Origin of the sequence: Staphylococcus sp. Marseille-Q5304 (assembly GCF_943737015.1) — a bacterium.
In the GTDB taxonomy this organism is placed as follows: domain Bacteria; phylum Bacillota; class Bacilli; order Staphylococcales; family Staphylococcaceae; genus Staphylococcus; species Staphylococcus hsinchuensis.
Genome location: NZ_CALSFP010000001.1, coordinates 1,232,792 through 1,254,467 on the forward strand (window position 1 = coordinate 1,232,792; position 21,676 = coordinate 1,254,467).

Annotated in this window: 18 protein-coding genes and 1 pseudogene; all 19 read right to left on the reverse strand. The window is 34.3% G+C overall.

Features of this window, described 5'->3' with window-relative positions; genetic code table 11:
* Window positions 1–224: 224 nt before the first annotated feature.
* Window positions 225–1,945: pseudogene (locus tag NGI30_RS06165) on the reverse strand (proline--tRNA ligase).
* A gap of 18 nt (window positions 1,946–1,963) precedes the next feature.
* A complete protein-coding gene (rseP, locus tag NGI30_RS06170; protein WP_251516536.1) occupies window positions 1,964–3,250 on the reverse strand; it encodes an RIP metalloprotease RseP in 1,287 nt (428 codons plus the stop codon).
* 254 nt (window positions 3,251–3,504) lie between these two features.
* The gene (locus NGI30_RS06175; protein ID WP_251943057.1) at window positions 3,505–4,287 is read right to left on the reverse strand and encodes a phosphatidate cytidylyltransferase; all 783 of its coding nucleotides are present in this window, start codon (window positions 4,285–4,287) and stop codon (window positions 3,505–3,507) included.
* Window positions 4,288–4,303: 16 nt separating this feature from the next.
* Window positions 4,304–5,068, reverse strand: coding sequence for an undecaprenyl pyrophosphate synthase (gene uppS, locus NGI30_RS06180; RefSeq protein ID WP_251516530.1), 765 nt, complete (start codon window positions 5,066–5,068; stop codon window positions 4,304–4,306).
* 223 nt (window positions 5,069–5,291) lie between these two features.
* Window positions 5,292–5,846 (reverse strand): ribosome recycling factor, encoded by a 555-nt coding sequence (frr, locus tag NGI30_RS06185; protein WP_251516527.1) that lies wholly within the window; start codon window positions 5,844–5,846, stop codon window positions 5,292–5,294.
* A 16-nt stretch (window positions 5,847–5,862) separates the two neighbouring features.
* Window positions 5,863–6,585: a UMP kinase gene (gene pyrH, locus NGI30_RS06190; protein ID WP_251516523.1), complete on the reverse strand. Its 723-nt coding sequence runs from the start codon at window positions 6,583–6,585 to the stop codon at window positions 5,863–5,865.
* A gap of 133 nt (window positions 6,586–6,718) precedes the next feature.
* Window positions 6,719–7,597, reverse strand: coding sequence for a translation elongation factor Ts (tsf, locus tag NGI30_RS06195; RefSeq protein ID WP_251516519.1), 879 nt, complete (start codon window positions 7,595–7,597; stop codon window positions 6,719–6,721).
* Between the two features lie 92 nt (window positions 7,598–7,689).
* The gene (gene rpsB, locus NGI30_RS06200; RefSeq protein ID WP_251943059.1) at window positions 7,690–8,478 is read right to left on the reverse strand and encodes a 30S ribosomal protein S2; all 789 of its coding nucleotides are present in this window, start codon (window positions 8,476–8,478) and stop codon (window positions 7,690–7,692) included.
* A gap of 443 nt (window positions 8,479–8,921) precedes the next feature.
* Window positions 8,922–9,695: a GTP-sensing pleiotropic transcriptional regulator CodY gene (codY, locus tag NGI30_RS06205; protein WP_251516513.1), complete on the reverse strand. Its 774-nt coding sequence runs from the start codon at window positions 9,693–9,695 to the stop codon at window positions 8,922–8,924.
* A gap of 24 nt (window positions 9,696–9,719) precedes the next feature.
* Entirely contained in the window at window positions 9,720–11,126 is a 1,407-nt protein-coding gene (hslU, locus tag NGI30_RS06210; RefSeq protein ID WP_251943061.1) for an ATP-dependent protease ATPase subunit HslU, read from the reverse strand.
* Window positions 11,127–11,227: 101 nt separating this feature from the next.
* Complete coding sequence (gene hslV / locus NGI30_RS06215) at window positions 11,228–11,770, reverse strand: ATP-dependent protease subunit HslV (protein WP_418128544.1); 543 nt, start codon at window positions 11,768–11,770, stop codon at window positions 11,228–11,230.
* Between the two features lie 3 nt (window positions 11,771–11,773).
* A complete protein-coding gene (gene xerC / locus NGI30_RS06220; protein WP_418128542.1) occupies window positions 11,774–12,697 on the reverse strand; it encodes a tyrosine recombinase XerC in 924 nt (307 codons plus the stop codon).
* A gap of 84 nt (window positions 12,698–12,781) precedes the next feature.
* Window positions 12,782–14,089, reverse strand: coding sequence for an FADH(2)-oxidizing methylenetetrahydrofolate--tRNA-(uracil(54)-C(5))-methyltransferase TrmFO (gene trmFO / locus NGI30_RS06225; protein ID WP_251516506.1), 1,308 nt, complete (start codon window positions 14,087–14,089; stop codon window positions 12,782–12,784).
* Between the two features lie 145 nt (window positions 14,090–14,234).
* Window positions 14,235–16,301 carry a type I DNA topoisomerase gene (gene topA, locus NGI30_RS06230; RefSeq protein WP_251516504.1) on the reverse strand — a complete coding sequence of 689 codons (2,067 nt, stop codon included), beginning with the start codon at window positions 16,299–16,301 and terminating at the stop codon, window positions 14,235–14,237.
* A 159-nt stretch (window positions 16,302–16,460) separates the two neighbouring features.
* Window positions 16,461–17,342: a DNA-processing protein DprA gene (gene dprA / locus NGI30_RS06235; RefSeq protein ID WP_251943064.1), complete on the reverse strand. Its 882-nt coding sequence runs from the start codon at window positions 17,340–17,342 to the stop codon at window positions 16,461–16,463.
* Window positions 17,343–17,553: 211 nt separating this feature from the next.
* A complete protein-coding gene (sucD, locus tag NGI30_RS06240; RefSeq protein ID WP_251516500.1) occupies window positions 17,554–18,459 on the reverse strand; it encodes a succinate--CoA ligase subunit alpha in 906 nt (301 codons plus the stop codon).
* 21 nt (window positions 18,460–18,480) lie between these two features.
* Window positions 18,481–19,647, reverse strand: coding sequence for an ADP-forming succinate--CoA ligase subunit beta (gene sucC / locus NGI30_RS06245; RefSeq protein ID WP_251516498.1), 1,167 nt, complete (start codon window positions 19,645–19,647; stop codon window positions 18,481–18,483).
* A gap of 101 nt (window positions 19,648–19,748) precedes the next feature.
* Window positions 19,749–20,519, reverse strand: coding sequence for a ribonuclease HII (gene rnhB / locus NGI30_RS06250; RefSeq protein WP_251943934.1), 771 nt, complete (start codon window positions 20,517–20,519; stop codon window positions 19,749–19,751).
* A gap of 14 nt (window positions 20,520–20,533) precedes the next feature.
* Window positions 20,534–21,394: a ribosome biogenesis GTPase YlqF gene (gene ylqF, locus NGI30_RS06255; protein ID WP_251516494.1), complete on the reverse strand. Its 861-nt coding sequence runs from the start codon at window positions 21,392–21,394 to the stop codon at window positions 20,534–20,536.
* Between the last annotated feature and the right edge of the window lie 282 nt (window positions 21,395–21,676).

The window sequence follows — 21,676 nt, forward strand, 5'->3', positions numbered from 1 at the left end:
ACACTACACTTTTTCAATATTTGTATGGGTCTCGGCTATGTATTTATACAAGTTCTATAATATTATGTTTATTTCTAAATATCTAATAGTTAAACTTAAGTTCTAATTTCGTCCACTTTTCAAAATAGTAAGAGGTTAGGACGATAGCATTGTATTCAAACTATACGGTGTTTGAATCAATTTGCAGAACTTTGTCCCAACCTCTTAAACCTGTTCAATCTAGATCACAAAATGAATTTGAATATTAAATTTGAGTATATAAATTTTAGATATAATTTACTAATTGATCCACATGAACATCTTCGCTATCACCTGTATCACGTCGTTTCACTTCCACGATACCTTCTGAAGCATTTTTTCCAACAACGATACGGATTGGTAATCCAATTAAGTCTGCGTCATTGAATTTCACACCTGCACGTTCTTTTCTATCATCATAAAGTACTTGATAACTTTCTTTAATCTGTGCATAGAGTTGGTCTGCTAATTCACGTTGATCATCTTTTTTAGGGTTAATAGTGATTAAGTGCACATCATATGGTGTCACTGATTTTGGCCAAATGATACCATTTTCGTCACTGTTTTGTTCAACAATGGCACTTAATGTTCTTGAAACCCCAATACCATAACAACCCATTAATAGTGATTGAGCTCTTCCTTGATTATCTAAAATCGTAGCATTCATTGACTCAGAATATTTTTTACCTAATTTAAAGACTTGGCCTACTTCAATACCTTCTGCAAAATGCGCTTCACCTGAACCATCTGCGAGAGGTTCACCTTCTAAAATAAATCTGAAGTCTCCAAAGGCTTCTACCTCAAAGTCTCTTCCAACATTCGCATTCAATAAGTGATATCCATCTTCATTAGCACCTACAACGATATTATTTAAGTCTTGTATATAGTTATCAGCGTATACTTTAATATCTTTGTCAAAGACTGGACCTAGTGATCCAGGTTTCGCACCTAATAAGTTCACTATTTCATCTTCAGTAGCAAATTCGATATTATCAGTTTCGAAATAACTCTTAAGTTTCACATCATTTATTTCATGGTGACCACGAATTAGGACCATAATAAATTCTCCCTCGACTTTAAACACCATTGATTTTGTCGTTTCGTCTAATGGTTTTTCTAAAAAGTCTGCTAGTGCTTGTGCTGTCTTCACGTCTGGTGTTGCTACTTTAGTTAACGATTGGATTTCATCGTGTTTTTCATTTGGACTATAAACAACTTCCGCTTTTTCGATATTCGCAGCGTAATCACTTTGCTGACTGTAAACGATGGTGTCTTCACCGATTTCACTTAATGCCATAAATTCATGTGTATGACTACCTCCAATTGCACCTGAATCAGCTACTACAGGTCGTGCATTTAATCCAACTCTACTAAATATACGTTTATACGCATCATACATTTGTTGATAAGCTTCATCCAATGACGTTTCGTCAGCATGGAACGAATAAGCATCTTTCATAATGAATTCTCTACCACGGAGTAAACCGAAGCGCGGACGTTTTTCATCTCTATATTTAGACTGGATTTGGAATAAAGTTAATGGCAGTTGTTTATACGATTTAAGTTCATCACGTACGAGTGACGTCACGACTTCTTCATGTGTTGGACCTAAAGCAAATTCACGACCATTGCGATCTTTTAAACGCATAAGTTCAGGACCATATGCATTCCAACGCCCTGATTCTTCCCAAAGTTCAGATTGTTGTAATGCCGGCATTAATATTTCTACCGCATCAATATTTTCCATTTCTTCTCTAATAATTGCTTCAATATTGTTTAACACCTTTGTAGCGAGAGGTAAATAACTGTAAATACCACTCGTGCTTTGTTTAATAAGTCCGCCTTTTAATAATAAACTGTGACTTCGCGCTTCTGCACCAGCTGGTTCTTCTTTCATAGTTGGTATAAACACTTTGGATTGTTTCATGCTTATAAATCCCCTTTCTTATAAGAAATAGCGTTGGATATCATTCCATGTTACGAGCACCATTAAAATTAAAACGAATATTGCGCCTACAGCAATAATGGCTGTCTCGGCCTTTTTGTTTAATGGCTTTCTAAATATAGCTTCATAAAATACGAATAAAATACGTCCACCATCTAATGCTGGAATTGGTAATAAGTTCATTAAACCTAAGTTAACACTTAATAATGCTGTCCAAGAAATTAAATTAATAATACCTGTTTTAACGACAGTGTCTACATTATGATAAATACCTACTGGGCCATTCAACATATTCAGTGAGAAGTGTCCCGTAAAGATACTAGCAATCATACCTACAATAGCCGTTAATACGATTTTTACTGCGAAAATCGTTCTATTAAATCCATCAACGATTGGTTTAAATAATGTATGTTCAGTTGAAGGTTGATAACCTAATAAATATTTTGTTTCTTTTTGTGTTTTTGATAATTTCACTTCTTCTTTCTTAGGTTTTACGTTAAATGTTTTTTGCTTACCGTCTCTATCAACCGTAAGTTTTACTTTATCACCTTTGCTTTTCTTAAGTGCGTTACTAATAGCGTCTTGATCATTTGTCTTTTTGTTATCTATTTTAACAATCTTATCTCCTGATTTTAATCCTGCATGTTCGGCTGGAGAGTCTTTACCTACTTTATCCACGCCATTCGTAGGAGTACCTTGGAAATAAGCTAAACCAATAAATAAAACGAGCGCTAGTAAAAAGTTAAATAACGGACCGGCAAATAGTGTTAAAAATTTCTGGAAAGGCTTTTTGTGAGTGAATTGACGATCTCTTGGGGCAATTTGAATCAAACTACCATTTTCTACATAATACGCTTTCTTAGCAATTGAATAATGATGTCTTTCTTGGTCATATGACGTGACACCTTCCACAAATAAATCATCTTTAAAATCACATGATTTCACTTCGATTGCTTCAATTTGTTGGAATTTGTGTTGATCGTCTAAAATAATATGAGTAATTTCATCTTTATCATTAACTTTGATTTTTACGTGCATACCTGGTTTGACGAGTGGTTCTTCTAAACCATCACCAGCCATACGTACGTAACCACCTACTGGTAATAAGCGAATTGTATATAATGTTTCATTCTTTCTAAAGCTAAATATTTTAGGTCCCATACCAATCGCAAACTCTGGACACATAATCCCTGCGCGTTTAGCGAAAAACATATGCCCATATTCATGCACTGATACAAGCAAACCAAAAACAATAATAAAAGCAACAATTGTTACAAGAAAACTCAATTAAATACACCTCATATTTTATATTAAACTTGGCAATTCGTTAAATTGATATATTCACCAATAAACATACCATATTTTATGTAAATATCTGTAGTTCATATATACATGAATTCATTTCAATTTACTACTAAAAGCTATCTGAAAACTCTATTTCATTTAACAAAAGGAGTTAAGAGACAAATTCAATTAATATTTAACAGTGAAATTATCCCATTAATTCCTATATAAAATCATATCTCATTGTATTGTTTATATTACATTTGTATCAATAGAATATTTAATAGTGGTAAAACGAACATAAAACTATCAAATCTATCTAATATCCCACCATGACCTGGCAATAAACGTCCTGAGTCTTTAACTCCAAAATGACGCTTGAAACCAGATTCAACGAGATCACCCAATTGACCAAACATACTTAAAATAATTGTAAAAATAATTAACAACCAAAGAGGAATATTAAAATCTACAAAAATAATCATTACCAATGGTACGGTAATACTACAAATTAGCCCACCAATAAAACCTTCAATCGTTTTATTTGGACTAATCACAGGCCACAATTTATGTTTCCCCATCAATCTACCAAAGATATAAGCACCTGTATCCGTTAACCACACTACTAGGAACGCAAACAATATGTATTGTAAACCTTCTTCACGTGTTTCATAAAAATACATGAACCCTATACCTACATAGGCAATTGACATTAAACAGAAAGCCGCATCCATAAAGCTAAATCTATTTTTCGATAGCACTGTATAACTTAACAATACAAAACTCATTCCTATAAGTCCCTTTAATTGTAAGTCACTTACCCATTCGCCTGCATGTTGAGGTAACATAATAATCAACACACCAAGTGCACTTATAATACCTGGAATAGATAAAAATTTAATCATATTCATATTTAAAAGCTCTTTTAACCCAATAAAAGCGAGTAAATATGAGAATAAAATTAAACTGATGCCTCCCTTCAATAAGAAAGGAAGAAAGACGATAAGTGCAATAATTGCCGTTAAAGTTCTAACTTTCATACTTTTCTCCTCACTATTATAATCCACCAAATCTTCTTTGGCGTGATTGATAGATTTTAATACAATCAATTAAATCATGTTTATCAAAATCTGGCCATAATTTTTCATTAAAAATAAATTCGCTATAAGATGCTTGCCAAATTAAGAAGTTACTTATACGTTGTTCTCCTGAACTTCTTATTAAAAGGTCAGGATCTGGATAATTATGCGTCATTAAATGTTCGTTGATCATATCTTCTGTTATATCATCACTAGACATTTGATTGGCAGCGAGTTTTTCGTAAATTGATTTTACACTATGTACAATTTCTGCACGTCCGCCATAATTGAGTGCAAAGATTAATTTGAGTCCCGTATTATGTTGCGTTTCTACTTTCGCTTTATTAATCGCATTTAAAGTTGAATTAGGTAAGTCTTCAAGAAATCCAATTGTTTCTACTTTTACATTATTTTCAATTAATTCTGGTAAAAATGTTTTTAAAAAATCGACCGGTAAATTCATTATGTAATTAACTTCACTCTTAGGTCGCGTCCAATTTTCCGTTGAAAATGCGTAAAGTGTTAAATATTTAATACCTAAATCACTAGCTTCACGTGTAACTTTTTTCACCGTTTGCATACCTTGATAATGCCCTTTAATACGTGGTAGCTTTCTTTGTTTTGCCCAACGGCCATTACCATCCATGATAATTGCGACATGTTGAGGTATATTATCTAAATCTAGTTCAATATTGGAGTGATCTGATTCATTTCTTTTTTGCTTTCTTGACTTTTTAAACATGGTATTTCCTCCGAATGTGGTCCTAACTGTTTATTATAAAAAGTATATAATACATTTAACTATCATTTTATCATAATAGAAATCGTGGTTGAATAAACAAATAAAAAACTGTACCAAAGTATGATTTGATACAGTTCAGACAAAAATTTGGAAATACTTTTATTCTTACATAAAGCTGAATAAATATTCGCCATATTAAACGTAAGTAAATCCGTTGACCACTTTAAACTGACATAATATCTTGCTCTTTTTCTTCTAGTAATTGATCAATTTCTTTAATTGAATCATCAGTTAGTTTTTGAACATCATCAGTTTGTGATTTTAAATCATCTTCAGTGATGTCTCCGTCTTTTTCTTGTTTCTTAAGTGTATCGTTAGCATCACGACGTACATTTCTTACTGCTACTTTCGCATTTTCACCAGTTTTTTTAACTTCTTTAACTAACTCTTTACGGCGTTCTTCTGTTAATGCCGGAACACTAATACGAATTACTTCGCCATCACTTGTAGGATTAACACCTAAGTTTGCTGCATTAATTGCTTTTTCAATTGTTTCAACGGAAGATTTGTCATATGGTGAAACGACAAGTAAACGTGCTTCTGGTACGTTAATGCTTGCTAATTGTTGAACTGGTGTTGAAGCACCGTAATAATCAACATTTACACCATTTAATAAATTAGAGTTCGCTCTTCCTGCATTAATGTTTGCTAATTCTCTTGATAAATTATCAACAGATTTTTGCATTTTTGATTTAGTATCATTCATAATGTCACTCATTGTCATACACCTCTGATTATTTTGTAATTAATGTTCCTATTTTTTCACCCGTCACTGCACGTTTGATGTTACCTTCTTCAGTAATAGAGAATACATTCAATGGAATATTGTTATCCATACAGAATGATGATGCAGTAGAATCCATAACTTGTAATCCTTCTTGTAACATTTGGATATGTGTTAAATGATCATATTTAACTGCATCTTTATCTACTTTAGGGTCTGCTGAATATACACCATCAACATTATTTTTACCCATCAAGATTACATCAGCTTCAACTTCTGCTGCACGTAATGCTGCTGTCGTATCTGTTGAGAAATATGGATTTCCAATACCTGCCGCGAAGATAACTACGCGACCTTTTTCTAAATGTCTAATTGCACGGCGTCTGATATAAGGTTCAGCTACTTGTTTCATTTCGATTGATGTTAACACTCTTGTATCACATTCTAGCTGTTCTAAGCTATCTTGTAATGCTAATGCATTCATTACAGTGGCTAACATGCCCATGTAATCCGCAGTACCACGATCCATTCCTAAATCGCTTCCTGTCTTACCTCTCCAAATATTTCCGCCACCAACGATAACTGCAATTTCGCAATCCATTTTTGATACTTCTGTTAACTGTTCAGCAATACTTTTGATGATGATTGGATTAATACCAAAACCGTCATTTCCTGCTAGTGCTTCGCCACTTAATTTTAAAACAACACGTTTGTAATTAGAAGTTTGAGCCATTGTCTTATCCTCTCTATTGTAAAAATATGTAAATGATACAAGTAAAGAAGACACAATAGTGATTCCGATACAAAAGCGTTCCTCTCATATGGATTACAGAAGGTGTCTTCTTTCTTGTTCTAATTATAATTAATTATTTCATTTGTCCTTTAACTTCATCAGCAAAGTTTTCTTCGCGTTTTTCCATACCTTCGCCTACTTCGTAACGTACGAAGTCAACAAGTTTACCGCCTTTAGATTTTAAGAAACCTTCTACTGTTTGGTCAGGATCTTTTACAAAGTTTTGGTCAACTGCACAAATTTCTTGTAAATATTTACGTAAACGACCTTCAACCATTTTTTCTACGATGTTTTCAGGTTTACCTTCGTTTAATGCTTGTTGTTTTAATACGTCTTTTTCATGTGCGATTTCATCTTCGCTAACTTGCTCAGATGATACATATTTAGGGTTGATTGCAGCGATGTGCATTGCAACATCTTTAGCGGCATCTGAATCATCAGTACCTTCTACTACTGATAATACACCGATACGTCCACCCATGTGTAGGTAAGAACCGAATGCATCATTGTCTGATTTAGTTCTTACTGCGAAACGACGGATGCTAAGTTTTTCACCGATTGTTGAAATCGCTTCTTTCATGCGTTCGTCAACTGATTTACCATTTGGTAATTTAGTTTCTAATAAAGCTTCTACAGTTTCTGCTTTAGTTTCTAGAACTTGAATAGCAATTTCTTTAACTAACTCTTGGAAACCTTCGTTTCGTGCTACGAAATCTGTTTCAGAATTGATTTCTACGATTGCTGCCTCGTTACCTTTTTGTTCAACATGTACTAAACCTTCAGCAGCGATACGGTCTGACTTTTTAGCAGCTTTAGCAATACCTTTTTCGCGTAGGAAATCTACCGCTTTATCGATATCACCATCAGTTTCTGTTAGCGCTTTTTTACAGTCCATCATACCTGCGCCAGTTTTTTCACGTAATTCTTTTACAAGTTTAGCTGAAATTGCCATTACATATTCCTCCAATGTTAATAATTTTCAATGTATTTATTTTAAAAAAAGGTGATAAGCCTTTTTATCTTATCACCCATTTTACATTATTCTTAGTTTGATTCAACAGAAGTGTTTTCTTCAGTTGTTTCTTTATCAGTAGCTTCTTCTGAATCTTTCATATCGATGTTCTGTTCTGCAGCTACTTCTTCATTTGATACACCTTGTTGACCTTCTAAGATTGCGTCTGCCATCTTACCAGTTAATAATTTAACGGCACGGATAGCATCATCGTTTGCAGGGATAACATAATCTATTTCATCAGGATCACAGTTTGTATCCACGATACCTACGATAGGGATGTTTAATTTACGTGCCTCTGCAATTGCGTTGCGCTCTTTACGAGGGTCAACAACAAATAATGCTTCAGGCATTGATTTCATATCACGAATTCCGCCTAAGAATTTGATTAAGCGATCGTATTCTTTTTTAAGTTCTACAACTTCTTTTTTAGGTAATACTTCGAATAAGCCATCTTCTTCCATTTTTTCAATTTCAGAGATGCGTTTGATACGTTTTGAAATCGTCTTGTAGTTAGTTAAAATTCCGCCTAACCATCTTTGGTTAACGTAGAATTGACCTGAACGTTCAGCTTCTGCTTTAACTGACTCTTGAGCTTGTTTCTTAGTACCTACGAATAATACTTTACCGCCATCTTCTGATAATTGCTTAACGAAATTGTAAGCTTCTTCTACTTTCTTAACTGTTTTTTGTAAGTCGATAATATAGATACCATTTCTCTCAGTGAAAATGTATCTTTTCATTTTTGGGTTCCAACGGCGTGTTTGGTGACCGAAGTGAACACCTGCTTCTAGCAATTGTTTCATTGAAATTACTCCCATGATTAAATTCCTCCTATTGGTTAATTACCTCCACAAAAAGCTCATATAAACACGATACATTTGTACCGCACCCTTTATACTTACACTCTTTGTGTGTGTATTGGCTTTATAGCCGTGAACTAATATACCACATTTATGTGTTTTCCGCAAGCATTTCATTTTCACATTTATAAATATTTTTGAAACCCCCGGAAAATTATTTGAATTTCAACTATTACATAAATTATTTATAAATAACATACCCTCTCAATTTTCTAGGACTTTATCTGAGAAAAAAATTAGCCTATAAATTCACAAAAATAATGGAAAAAACAATCCCTATATGTTTTCAATAGAAATTGTCTTTTCCACTCATAAGAGAACTTTAACTCCTAAGCTCAATTAGATAAAAGTAATTGTCAGCATTTATATATTAATTCATCAACTTAATTTACGATTAAAAATTATTTATTTCGTTCTAACTCATCTAAAAACTTATCTTTTTTAACTTTAATGAATGTACCTTTCATACCTAATGAACGTGATTCAATGACACCAGCACTTTCAAGCTTTCTTAACGCATTTACGATTACTGAACGTGTGATGCCTACTCTGTCAGCTACTTTTGAAGCGATAAGCAAGCCTTCATTACCACCTAATTCTTCGAAAATATGTTCAATTGCTTCACTTTCTGAATATGATAATGAATTGATAGCCATGTTGATTGCTGCTTTGTCACGTGCTTCTTTTTCTACTTCATTATGTTTTTCACGTAAGATTTCCATACCGATAACTGTTGACGCATATTCACCGAGTACTAAGTCGTTTTCAGAGAAATCATCTTGCACTCTTCCAAGTACTAAAGTACCTAAACGTTCTCCACCACCTAAGATTGGGAAAATTGTAGTTCTACTATCAATGAAAAAGTCTCTATTTTCAGGTGGAAAAACAGTTAACACGTTATCGATATCGATATTTGATTGTGTTTCTTTAACATCCATTAATTGGTCTGTATATTCCCCTGGAATATGACGATTTTCTAGCATTTGGATGATACGTTCATGCTTTAAAAGTTCATTTAAACTTGACCCAAGTATTTTACCTTTTCTTGATACGATGAATACGTTAGTTACAGTAACACTACTGATTGTTTGGGCAACATCTTTAAAGTCAACCGCAATTCCTTTGTGCTTTTGTAAAAGTGTATTTAGTTCTCTCGTTTTTGATAGTAAACTCATATTCCTTCTCCTTTGTGATAAATTTTATAAGATAAATGCACTTAAATCTTTGTTGGTTGAAATTGATTTTAATTTGTCATCAACGTATTGTGGCGTAATGTCAACAGCTACGTCTGGCATGCTTGGTGCTTCAAATGACAAGTCTTCTAACATTTTTTCTAATATTGTATGCAATCTACGTGCACCAATATTATCAGTATCTTGGTTAACTTGGAAAGCTATTTCTGCTAAACGTTTAATCGCTTCATCAGAAAAGTTAACAGTTACTTGTTCTGTGTGTAGCAGTGCTTCATATTGTTTAATTAATGATAATTTAGGTTCAGTTAATATTCTTACAAAGTCATCTACTGATAGACTTTCTAATTCTACACGAATTGGGAAACGACCTTGTAATTCAGGTATCAAATCACTTGGTTTCGCAACATGGAAAGCCCCTGCTCCGATAAATAGCATATGTTCCGTATTTACAGTACCATATTTAGTTTGGATCATGCTACCTTCAAGTATAGGTAAAATGTCTCTTTGAACGCCTTGCCTAGAAACATCTTGTCCTGAATTTTGGTTGTTCGTTGCAACTTTGTCAATTTCATCAATGAAGATGATGCCCATTTGTTCTGCAAGCTCTAACGCTTCTTGATTTGCTGATTCATGATCAATTAATTCATCAGCATATTGATCAGTTAAAATCTTACGCGCTGACTTAACTGGGATTTCTTTTTCTACCTTTTTCTTTGGTAAAAGTTGATTCATCATATCTTGCATTTGTTGATTTTGATTTGTTCCTAACATACCCATAGCACCTGGGTCTTGTTCAACTTTTATTTTCACTTTTTCATTTTCTAGCTCGCCTTGTTCAAGTTGTTTTTTAATTTCTGAACGTTTTGTTTTAATTTCTTCTGTTGGAGGTTCTTCTTCCTCATCATTGTTTTGACCAAAGTTTGGCATTGCGCCACCGAACAGTGATTCAAGTGGATTACTACTATTTTGACTCGCTTTCTTCTTCATGCTTGGAACTAATAATTTTACTAACTTATCATTGGCCTTAACTTCAGCTTCATCTTGTACGACTGCTTTCTTTTGATCTTTGACTAAGCGTACAGCAACATCAACGAGATCTCTCACCATACTTTCAACGTCACGACCAACATATCCCACTTCGGTAAATTTCGTTGCTTCAACTTTTATAAAAGGAGCACCTACGATTTTCGCCATACGTCTTGCTATTTCTGTTTTACCTACACCAGTTGGTCCCATCATTAATATATTTTTTGGTGCAATTTCTTGTTTTTCTTCTTCAGATAATTGGCTTCTACGATATCTATTACGTAACGCAATTGCGACTTTACGTTTCGCGTCATCTTGACCCACAATATATTGATTTAATTCGGAAACAATATCTTTTGGGGTTAAACTTATACCTTTCGTCTCCATTATAAAACCGACCTCCGATTTTTAATACTTACTTCTTATTTAAATAAATCTATAACTTTAAAATAATTGTATTATTTTCCCTAAATAGCGAATGACTTTCGTTATAACTCTTCTACAACAATCTGATCATTTGTAAACACACAAATATCAGAAGCTACCTTTAGACTTTCATAAGCCATTTCTTTAGCGCTTAAGTTCGTAGCATGTCGTTTCAATGCACGTCCTGCACTTAATGCATAATTACCGCCTGATCCTATTGCAATAATATCATCATCAGGAGCAATCACTTCACCTGTTCCGCTTACTACAAGAATAGCATCTTTATCCATGACGATAAGCATCGCTTCTAATTGGCGTAATTGTTTGTCACCACGCCATTCTTTAGCTAATTCAACAGCTGCTCTTTCTAGATTCCCGCTAAATTGTTGTAATTTCGTTTCGAACTTTTCAAATAACGTGAATGCATCTGCAACACTACCAGCAAATCCAGCCAGAACTTTATCATTATATAAACGTCTAACTTTTCTAGCTGTCTGTTTCATTATAACTTGTTCGCCTAATGTGACTTGCCCGTCGCCAGCCATCGCTGAGTGGCCATTATGTTGCACTGCGTAAATAGTAGTTGCATGAATTGAAGTACTCATAATTTAATTCTCCTTTTTAGCACGTGGATGTGCGTTTAAATAGGTTTTACGTAATTGTTCATTTGTTACATGTGTGTATCGTCCTGTAGTTGATAAATTAACATGTCCTAACAGTGACTGGACAGTTCTTAAGTCTGCACCTTCGTTCAACATGTGTGTTGCGAAAGTGTGGCGCAACTTATGTGGATGAATATCCGTTACGCCTGATGTTCGCTTAACGATATCATTAAGCACGTAACGTACCCCGCGTTCAGTAATAGGGGCACCATTCATATTCACAAGTAAATAATTGTGATCTTGGTAATTGAGTGGTGAGAACATCGATTGATAACGTTCAATACTTTGTTTACAAAACTCCCCAAAAGGAATAAAACGTTCTTTACCGCCCTTACCTAACACTTTAACGCCTGGTAAATTCATATCCAAGTCAGTAATTTGTATATTCACTAATTCTGAAACCCTGATACCAGTAGCATAAAGTAATTCTAAAATCACTCTATCGCGTAAACCTTTTTTTGCGTCTTTTTCAACGGTTTCAAACAAAGCTTGCATTTCGGCTTCGTAAAAGAAGTGCGGTAAATACTGTTCTTTCTTTGGATGTACAAGTTGTACGAACGGATTAACGATCGTGTCATCTTGCGTCATCCAATATTCATAAAAACTTCTTAGCGTAGAAATTTTACGAGAAACAGTAGTTCTTTTCAAGCCTTTTGAATATAAAAAACTCAAATAGTTTCTAGCATCTTTGTATTGAAATGTATTCAAATTTAAAAGTTCTTGTTCTAAAAAAGTATTAAACTGATGTAAGTCGTCATGATATGACTTTAATGTGTGTTGAGAAAATTGTTTCTCTGTTTTTAACATATATAAATATGATTGTTGGATTTCTTCCAAAAAAATCCCTCCATACAATATGAATTGTAGCATATTGATAGAGGGAACTGCGAAAAATAACTATAAAGTTGTATCATATTTTCAAAATATTATAATCAATCTGTCGCAAACGTTATATTAAAGTGTTTTCTTGAAATTATCTAAATAATCTAAAGCACGATGAGCTAATTTTTCATAGCGTTCTTTTTTATCTTTAATTCGTTTTTCAAATGCAGGTAGTAAACCAAAGTTTGCGTTCATTGGTTGAAAGTTCTTATCATTTTTGGCATTTGCAATATAGTGAGCCATACTTCCGAGCATTGTTTCTCTAGGGAATATAACTTCACCTTTTTCTTGTAGTTTGTGTGCTAAGTTGATACTAGCGATTAAACCACTTGCTGCACTTTCAACATAACCTTCTACGCCAGTCATTTGACCTGCAAAGTATAAATGCTCGTGACCCATTAATTCGTATTTCTCGTTTAACACATCAGGTGAATTGATAAATGTATTACGATGCATCACGCCATATCTTACAATATCAACATTTTCTAATCCTGGAATGAGATGAATAACTTCTTTTTGTGCGCCCCATTTAAGGTGCGTTTGGAAACCTACGATATTGTATAACGTTCCAGCTGCGTCATCTTGTCTTAATTGAACAACTGCATAAGGTCTTTCACCTGTTTTAGGGTCTTCTAATCCTACCGGTTTCATAGGTCCAAAGAGTAATGTTTTACGACCACGCTCTGCCATAACTTCAAATGGCATACAACCTTCGAAATATTTCTCTTTTTCAAACTCATTAACGGGTGCAACTTCTGCTTCTAGTACCGCATCATAAAATCGATTGAACTCTTCTTCTGTCATTGGGCAATTTAAATATGCTGCTTCGCCTTTATCGTAACGTGATTTTAAATAGACTTTATTCATATCAATGCTATCTTTCTCAACAATTGGTGCAGCCGCATCATAGAAATACAATTGATCTTTACCGGTAATGTCTACAATTTCTTGTGCTAAGTTTTCAGTAGTTAACGGACCAGTTGCAATAATTGTATAACCTTCTGGTATATGATTAACTTCTTCATTCAATACTGTAACGTTTGGATGATTCTTTAAAGTTTCCGTAATATATCCTGCGAAATCATGACGGTCTACCGCTAATGCGCCACCAGCAGGTACACGCGCTTTATCCGCTGCACTTATAACAAGCGAATCTAATCTTCTCATTTCTTCTTTTAAAACACCTACTGCATTCGTTAGAGCATTACCTCTTAATGAATTTGAACAAACAAGTTCAGCAAATTTATCTGTGTGATGCGCTGGTGTTTGTTTCACCGGTCGCATTTCTATTAAATTTACCTTTATTCCTCGTTGCGCTAACTGATAAGCTGCTTCTGAACCAGCTAAACCAGCACCAACGACGTTAACAGTTTCTACCATAAATTTTCCTCCATTTCATTAAAAAAGCAACTCAGACACGTTTATAAGTAAAATCCACTCCTACTTTATAATCTTCGGCCTGAAGTTGCTTATCATATTGTTTATTTAAAAGCTTGTCATACATAACAGCTTAAATGATATAAAATTATTTTTGTTCTTCTTCCTTGTAATCGCAGTTTGAACAAACCACTTGGCTCTTTCGTCTTTGTTTTTTCTCAACTAAGTAATGTTCACACTTAGGACAAGATCTTCCTACTGGTTTATCCCATGTAACGAAGTCACATTCTGGATATCTAGAACAACCATAAAATACTCTGTTTTTCTTAGATTTTCGTTCTACGACTTCACCTTTGTGACATGTTGGGCATTTTACTCCAATTTCTTTTACAATCGCTTTAGTATTTCTACAATCAGGGAAATTTGAGCATGCCATAAATTTACCATAACGCCCCATTTTAATTACCATAGGGGAACCACAAACTTCACAATCTTCGCCTGCAGGTTCATCTTTTATTTCAATTTTTTCCATCTCTTCTTCCGCACGTTCAACGTCTAGTTTAAAACTACTATAAAAATCAGAGATAACTTTCTTCCAACCAATATCACCAACAGCAATTTTATCTAAAAGCGTTTCCATATTGACAGTGAAATCTACATCGATAATTTCAGGGAAATAATCTTTCACTTGTTCATTTACGATTTCACCTAATTCTGTTGGTACGAAACGTTTACTTTCATTTTTAACGTAATTACGTTTCTGAATTGTATCAATTGTTGGTGCATATGTTGATGGTCGTCCGATCTTTAACTCTTCTAATGTTTTGACTAAACGTGCCTCTGTATAGCGAGGAGGTGGCTGCGTAAAGTGTTGTGAAGGTTCAATCTTAGTTGCTGTAACCATTTCGCCTTCTTCGATATTAGGTAATTTATTTTCTTTACCATTATCATTATCATCTTTTGATTCTACATAAAGCGTCATGAAACCTTTAAATTTAATCGTTTGACCATTAGCTCTAAATTTAATGTCGTTTTGAGTTAAATCTAACGCTACAGTATCTAGTATAGCTGGTGCCATTTGACTAGCAACGAAACGTTCCCAAATTAACTTGTATAATCTATATTGATCTCGAGTTAAAAACTGTTTCATTTCGCTTGGCGTACGATTTGAACTTGTCGGTCTAATCGCCTCGTGCGCATCTTGATCGCCTTGTCCTTTAGCCTTTCTACGGGAGACATAAGATTTTCCATAAGTTTCCTCGATGAAGGACTTAGCTTCTGCTTTTGCTTGATCTGAAATACGTGTAGAGTCTGTACGCATATACGTAATTAAACCAACTGTACCTTTACGTTTCAAATCGATACCTTCATATAGTTGCTGGGCTAACATCATTGTTTTACGTGCTTTAAAATTCAATTTTCTTGCTGCTTCTTGTTGTAATGTAGAAGTAGTAAATGGATTAGATGGTTGACGCGTCTTTTCTTTTTTAGTGACTTTCGTTACTTCAAATTGGTCCCCATCTAATTGAGTCGTAATTTTATCTACTTCATCTTTATTTGGTAATTTAAACGGTTTATCTTTTAAATGTAAAAATTTAGCATTGAATTTAGAACGTTTATATCTAAATTCACCTTCAATTTTCCAATATTCTTCCGGATTGAAGTTTCGAATTTCATTTTCACGATCAATCACTAATCGTAGTGCCACTGATTGTACACGTCCGGCAGATAAACCTTTTTTAACTTTTTTCCATAAAACCGGTGAAATATTGTATCCTACAAGTCGATCTAGCATACGACGTGCTTGTTGTGCATCTACAAGCTCCATCTCAATGCCTCTTGGATGTTTAAAACTATCTTTAACTGCGTCTTTTGTTATTTCATTAAATACTACTCTGTTTTCTTTTGAATCCTCAATGTTTAAAATATTCGCCAAATGCCAAGCAATTGCTTCACCTTCACGGTCGGGGTCACTCGCTAAATAGACTTTTTTCGCTTTTTTAGCATGTCTTTTTAATTCTTTAACAACTGGGCCCTTCCCACGTATTGTAATATATTTTGGTTCATAATCATTTTCAACATCAACACCCATTTGACTACGAGGCAAATCTCGGACGTGCCCCATCGATGCGATGACTTTATATTTTTTACCTAAATATTTTTCAATGGTTTTAGCTTTTGCAGGCGATTCAACTATGACTAAATTTTCTGCCAAAGTAGTTACCCCCTTGCATTTCTAATTACAAAGATAAATGATAAACGTTGTATTTTGATTTTGTCAATATTTTTAACGTTTATTATATCAAAACTAATACGATGGCAGTAGAAATTTTAAAAAATTTTCATAATTTTTTTGAGATATTTATAAAAAATATCAGTGAAATCTAAGTAAAAAATCTTCTAGAAAATCATTTTCTTTAACGATGATTTTAGCACCTTGTTGTGCGCAAAGTAAATTTCCTTTAGTTAATGGATTGAACAGAGACCCTGGCAACACATACACATCTCTATTTTGATCTAATGCAAATTGAGTTGTGATACATGTCCCACTTTTTTCAGTTGATTCTGTGATTAATACGCCTCTTGATAAACCACTGATGAGACGGTTACGTTCTGGAAAGTGATGTTTTAATGGCTTTTCATATGGTGTATATTCACTAATAACTAAGCCATCTTTTTCTAAGTGGGTTCTCAAATGTCGTGTTTCCTTTGGGTAATGGTTCAAATGACCAAAGCCTAACACAGCAATCGTCTTCATGCTAAAATCGAGAGCACATTGATGCGCCATTTGATCAGCGCCTTTTGCTAAACCAGATATAATTGTGAAATGATGCATATTAAATGAAGGAAATAGCTTATTGAGTGCACGTTGAGTATAATTAGTTGCCTGTCTTGAGCCGATGATTGCTAACGTTCTCTTTTCATTAAATAATTGAGGATTACCTTTGTAGAATAAAATTAAAGGTGGATGATAAATTTCTCGCAATAAAGTAGGATATGTAGATTGATAAATTGAAGTATAATGGATTCTCCATTTTTTTAATGATTGCTCGATGTCTTCATTTGTACATTGTATAAATTGATTATGTATTGCTTCCTTATACTTTGATTTAATTCGATTGAGAAACAAACTTAATAAGTACTGACAACGTTTTTCACTCATTTCTAGAAAATTGGGATATTCAGATAGGAGTTGATAAATACGTGTCGTAGTTAATCCAGCGAACCTTAATCTTAGTAAACATTTTGTTTTCATATAAATACGCCCTTTCACACGTATTATACAGTGAATAAGGACATTGTTCCTTTACATAATGGTGTCAAAAATTCTATTAATTTAATGGATTTTTAAAGAGTAAAATTAAAATCCAAAAATAAGTTACTTACAAAAACAAAATGAAACAATGACAAAAAGCACAAACCCTAAATAAGGGCTTGTGCTTTTTCATTTATATCAATCTAACCAATTATTTTACAGTTAATAATTCGTCGTAGATGCCAGCTTTTTTAGCAGCATCGATTAATGTAGTACCGATTTCTGATGGTGTATCAGCTGTTTCAACACCACAATCGTTTAAAGTTTTGATTTTTTCAGATGCAGTACCTTTACCGCCTGAAATAATCGCACCAGCGTGTCCCATACGTTTACCTGGAGGAGCTGTTTGTCCACCGATAAATCCAACTACTGGTTTGTTCATATTTTCTTTAATCCATTGAGCAGCTTCTTCTTCGGCAGTACCACCGATTTCACCGATCATAACAACTGCTTTAGTATCGTCATCTTCATTGAATGCTTTCAATACATCGATAAAGTTAGTACCGTTAACTGGGTCGCCACCGATACCAACAGCAGTAGATTGACCAATACCTTCTTCAGATAATTGATGAACTGCTTCGTAAGTTAAAGTACCTGAACGAGATACAACACCTACGTGACCTTTTTTGTGGATATAACCAGGCATGATACCAATCTTAGTTTCATCAGAAGTAATAACACCTGGGCAGTTAGGACCAACTAGGCGAGTTTTCTTACCTTCCATGAAACGTTTAACTTTAATCATGTCAATTACTGGAATATGCTCTGTAATACAGATTGCTAAATCTAATTCAGCGTCTGTACATTCTAAAATTGCATCAGCAGCAAATGGCGCTGGTACATAAATTACAGATACATTAGCACCAGTTTCTTCTTTAGCTTCTTGAACTGTATTGTATACTGGCACACCTTCAACAACTTGTCCACCTTTACCTGGTGTAACACCTGCTACGATTTGTGTACCATATTCTAACATTTGTTTTGTATGGAAAAGGGCAGTAGACCCTGTAATACCTTGTACGATTACTTTTGTATTTTTATCAACAAATACACTCATTATTGTGCTCCCATCCTTTCCTTACGCTTCGTTTACTAGTTTAACAATTTTTTGAGCGCCTTCAGCCATAGTTGAAGCTGATTCGATTGCTAAACCAGAGTCTTGTAAGATTTGTTTACCGATTTCTACGTTTGTACCTTCAAGGCGAACAACTAAAGGTAAATCTAATTCTACTTCTTTGACTGCCGCTACAATACCTTCTGCGATGACATCACAACGCATGATTCCACCAAAGATATTTACGAAAATACCTTTAACGTTTTCATCACCTAAGATGATTTTGAAAGCTTCTGTAACCTTTTCTTTTGTAGCACCGCCACCAACGTCTAGGAAGTTAGCTGGGTTTCCACCGAAGTGGTTGATTGTATCCATTGTTGCCATTGCAAGACCTGCACCGTTAACCATACAACCGATATTTCCGTCTAATGCAATGTAAGATAAATCATATTTAGATGCTTCGATTTCTTTCGGATCTTCTTCGTCTAAGTCACGTAATTCAACGATATCTTTATGTCTGAATAAAGCGTTGTCGTCGAAGTTGATCTTAGAGTCAAGCGCTAAAACTTCACCTTCACCTGTTGTAACAAGTGGGTTAATTTCAACGATTGAACAATCTTTTTCCATAAATACATTGTAAAGACCCATTAAGAATTTAGCTGCTTTACCAACTGATTCTTTAGGGATATTAATGTTGAAAGCAATACGACGTGCTTGGTATGGTGAAAGACCAACAACTGGGTCGATTACTTCTTTAAAGATTTTTTCTGGAGATTGTGCTGCTACTTCTTCGATTTCTGTACCGCCTTCTTCAGATGCCATTAAAGTGACTCTGTCAGTTGCACGGTCGATTACGAAACCGACATAGTATTCTTTTTGAATGTCGCAACCTTCTTCGATATAAAGACGTTTAACTTCTTTACCTTCTGGACCAGTTTGATGCGTAACTAAAGTGTGACCTAATAATTCTTTTGCATAAGTCTCAACTTCAGAAAGAGATTTAGCGATTTTAACACCGCCAGCTTTACCTCTACCACCGGCATGAATTTGAGCTTTAACTACGTAAACCTCTGAGTTTAATTCTTTTGCCTTTTCAACTGCCTCTTCAGCAGTAAATGCTACGCGTCCTTCTGGGACAGCAACGCCCATAGAACGAAAAATTGCTTTACCTTGATACTCGTGGATATTCATTCTCCATCCTCCTGTTTCTTAGGTTAAGTTCATATTTAATTATAAGTAATGAAAGCGCTATTGTAAACTGATTTACTATGTTATTTTAAAATATTTATTAATCAAATATTCTTATAAAGAGATCGAATTGGTTCAAATGACTTTCGATGATGTGCAAGGACACCTTGTTGTCTAATTGCTTCGAGGTGTTGTTTCGTGCCATACCCCGCATTTCGTTCGAAACCATATTCGGGATATCGCTCGCCTAAATCACGCATATAACGATCACGATGTTCTTTAGCTAATACACTCGCAGCCGCAATTGAAACACTTCTTGAATCACCTTTTATAAGTGATTGCTGTTCAATTTCAACATCTAATTCCATTGCGTCAATAAGTAGATGCGTTGGTTGTATTTTTAAACTATCAATAGCACGTTTCATTGCTACTTTTGTAGCTTCATATATGTTCATTGAATCAATCTCTTCTACTGATGCATAGCCGTAAGCATAATCACGCAATGTCTCCGTAAGTTGACGCTCTAAGTGTTGGCGCTTTACGTGAGAAAGTTTTTTCGAATCATTTAAACCAGTATATGCATGATCCTCATTCAATATGACTGCACAGGCAACAACCGGACCTGCAAGCGGGCCTCTACCCACTTCATCTATACCACAAATCAATGCATTTTCATCATTTTTTAAAATATTATTCTCAAATTGCGACATTGTTTCATATTCTTCAAGTAATCGTTGCTGTTGTTCTAGTTGCTTAACTCTTGATTTAATTGCTTGTTGTACACCTTTTCGTTGGTCGTTATATATTGATAACTGTTGAATTTCATTTATTGTATATACAGATTGTAATAAACCTTTAATTTCCTTAATCGTCATCTTGTCATTCAAAGTTACACGTCCATTTCATCATATAAATCAAAGGTATACGTACCAACTTTTGCATTGCGTACATCATAAATAATTGCGTCTATCACCGCTTCATAATCTACTTCGTTTCCTTTTTGTAGCATACCTCTTCTTCGTCCAATAGCTTCAAACCAATCTAAATTTTCATCTTCGTCAGATAAATCAACATCAAAGTGTTGTTTCAGCCCTTCAATATCATGCGCTTTTAAAAAGTCTAAACCGTATATCGCGACTTCATCTAAATGCACGATACTATCCTTAATCGCACCTGTTATACTCAATTTCTTACCAATTGTTTGATCTTCGAACTTAGGCCACAATATACCAGGTGTATCTAATAGTTGTAATGATTTGCCTACTTTAATCCATTGTTGTTGTTTCGTCACGCCTGGCGTATTACCAGTTTTTGCGATTGATTGCTTGGATAATTTGTTTATGAGTGTTGATTTACCTACATTTGGTATACCGACAATCATCGCTCTAATCGCTCTCGGTTTTAAACCTTTCGCTTTTTCTTTCGCAAATTTTTCTTCTGTTGCTTTAGTTGCGGCTTGCTCTACTTGTTTTAGTCCTTTACCGTGTTTCGCGTCTATTGCGACTGGAAAGTAACCTTGTGCTTTAAAATAAGTTTCCCACTTTTCCAGTTCTTTTAAATTAGACATATCTTTTTTATTTAAAATTACGACACGAGGCTTTTGTTGGATTACTTCATCTATTACAGGATTTCGAGAGCTATATGGAATACGTGCATCGACAAGTTCAAATACAACATCGACCTTTTTTAATTGTTCGGCAACTTCTCTTTTGGCCTTTGCCATATGGCCTGGATACCATTGAATTACCATTTTTATCACCTTTCTATATTCAATTAAACACATTTACAAAATCACTTTTTTCACCATTGCATCATAACATGTGATGCGAACGTGTATAAATTTTGTAGAGAAAGTTTGTTTATTACTTATTATTATAAATGAATTTCTTACAAATAACCTCACTTTTCATAACTCTATTCCTTTTTTAAGGTTAGACTTTTACTCATGGTGATTTTCAAAAATACCATTTTCTTTGCATTGTTACTATTAAAAACGATAATTTTAAATGAGGAATACATATTTTTAAGTAGA

Bases quoted from the DNA above. Each gene is read 5' to 3' on its own strand.
- NGI30_RS06175 (WP_251943057.1), bottom strand. From the start codon at position 4,287: ATGAAAGTTAGAACTTTAACGGCAATTATTGCACTTATCGTCTTTCTT.
- uppS (WP_251516530.1), bottom strand. From the start codon at position 5,068: ATGTTTAAAAAGTCAAGAAAGCAAAAAAGAAATGAATCAGATCACTCC.
- frr (WP_251516527.1), bottom strand. From the start codon at position 5,846: ATGAGTGACATTATGAATGATACTAAATCAAAAATGCAAAAATCTGTT.
- pyrH (WP_251516523.1), bottom strand. From the start codon at position 6,585: ATGGCTCAAACTTCTAATTACAAACGTGTTGTTTTAAAATTAAGTGGC.
- tsf (WP_251516519.1), bottom strand. From the start codon at position 7,597: ATGGCAATTTCAGCTAAACTTGTAAAAGAATTACGTGAAAAAACTGGC.
- rpsB (WP_251943059.1), bottom strand. From the start codon at position 8,478: ATGGGAGTAATTTCAATGAAACAATTGCTAGAAGCAGGTGTTCACTTC.
- codY (WP_251516513.1), bottom strand. From the start codon at position 9,695: ATGAGTTTACTATCAAAAACGAGAGAACTAAATACACTTTTACAAAAG.
- hslU (WP_251943061.1), bottom strand. From the start codon at position 11,126: ATGGAGACGAAAGGTATAAGTTTAACCCCAAAAGATATTGTTTCCGAA.
- hslV (WP_418128544.1), bottom strand. From the start codon at position 11,770: ATGAGTACTTCAATTCATGCAACTACTATTTACGCAGTGCAACATAAT.
- xerC (WP_418128542.1), bottom strand. From the start codon at position 12,697: ATGCTACAATTCATATTGTATGGAGGGATTTTTTTGGAAGAAATCCAA.
- trmFO (WP_251516506.1), bottom strand. From the start codon at position 14,089: ATGGTAGAAACTGTTAACGTCGTTGGTGCTGGTTTAGCTGGTTCAGAA.
- dprA (WP_251943064.1), bottom strand. From the start codon at position 17,342: ATGAAAACAAAATGTTTACTAAGATTAAGGTTCGCTGGATTAACTACG.
- sucD (WP_251516500.1), bottom strand. From the start codon at position 18,459: ATGAGTGTATTTGTTGATAAAAATACAAAAGTAATCGTACAAGGTATT.
- sucC (WP_251516498.1), bottom strand. From the start codon at position 19,647: ATGAATATCCACGAGTATCAAGGTAAAGCAATTTTTCGTTCTATGGGC.
- rnhB (WP_251943934.1), bottom strand. From the start codon at position 20,519: ATGACGATTAAGGAAATTAAAGGTTTATTACAATCTGTATATACAATA.
- ylqF (WP_251516494.1), bottom strand. From the start codon at position 21,394: ATGGTAATTCAATGGTATCCAGGCCATATGGCAAAGGCCAAAAGAGAA.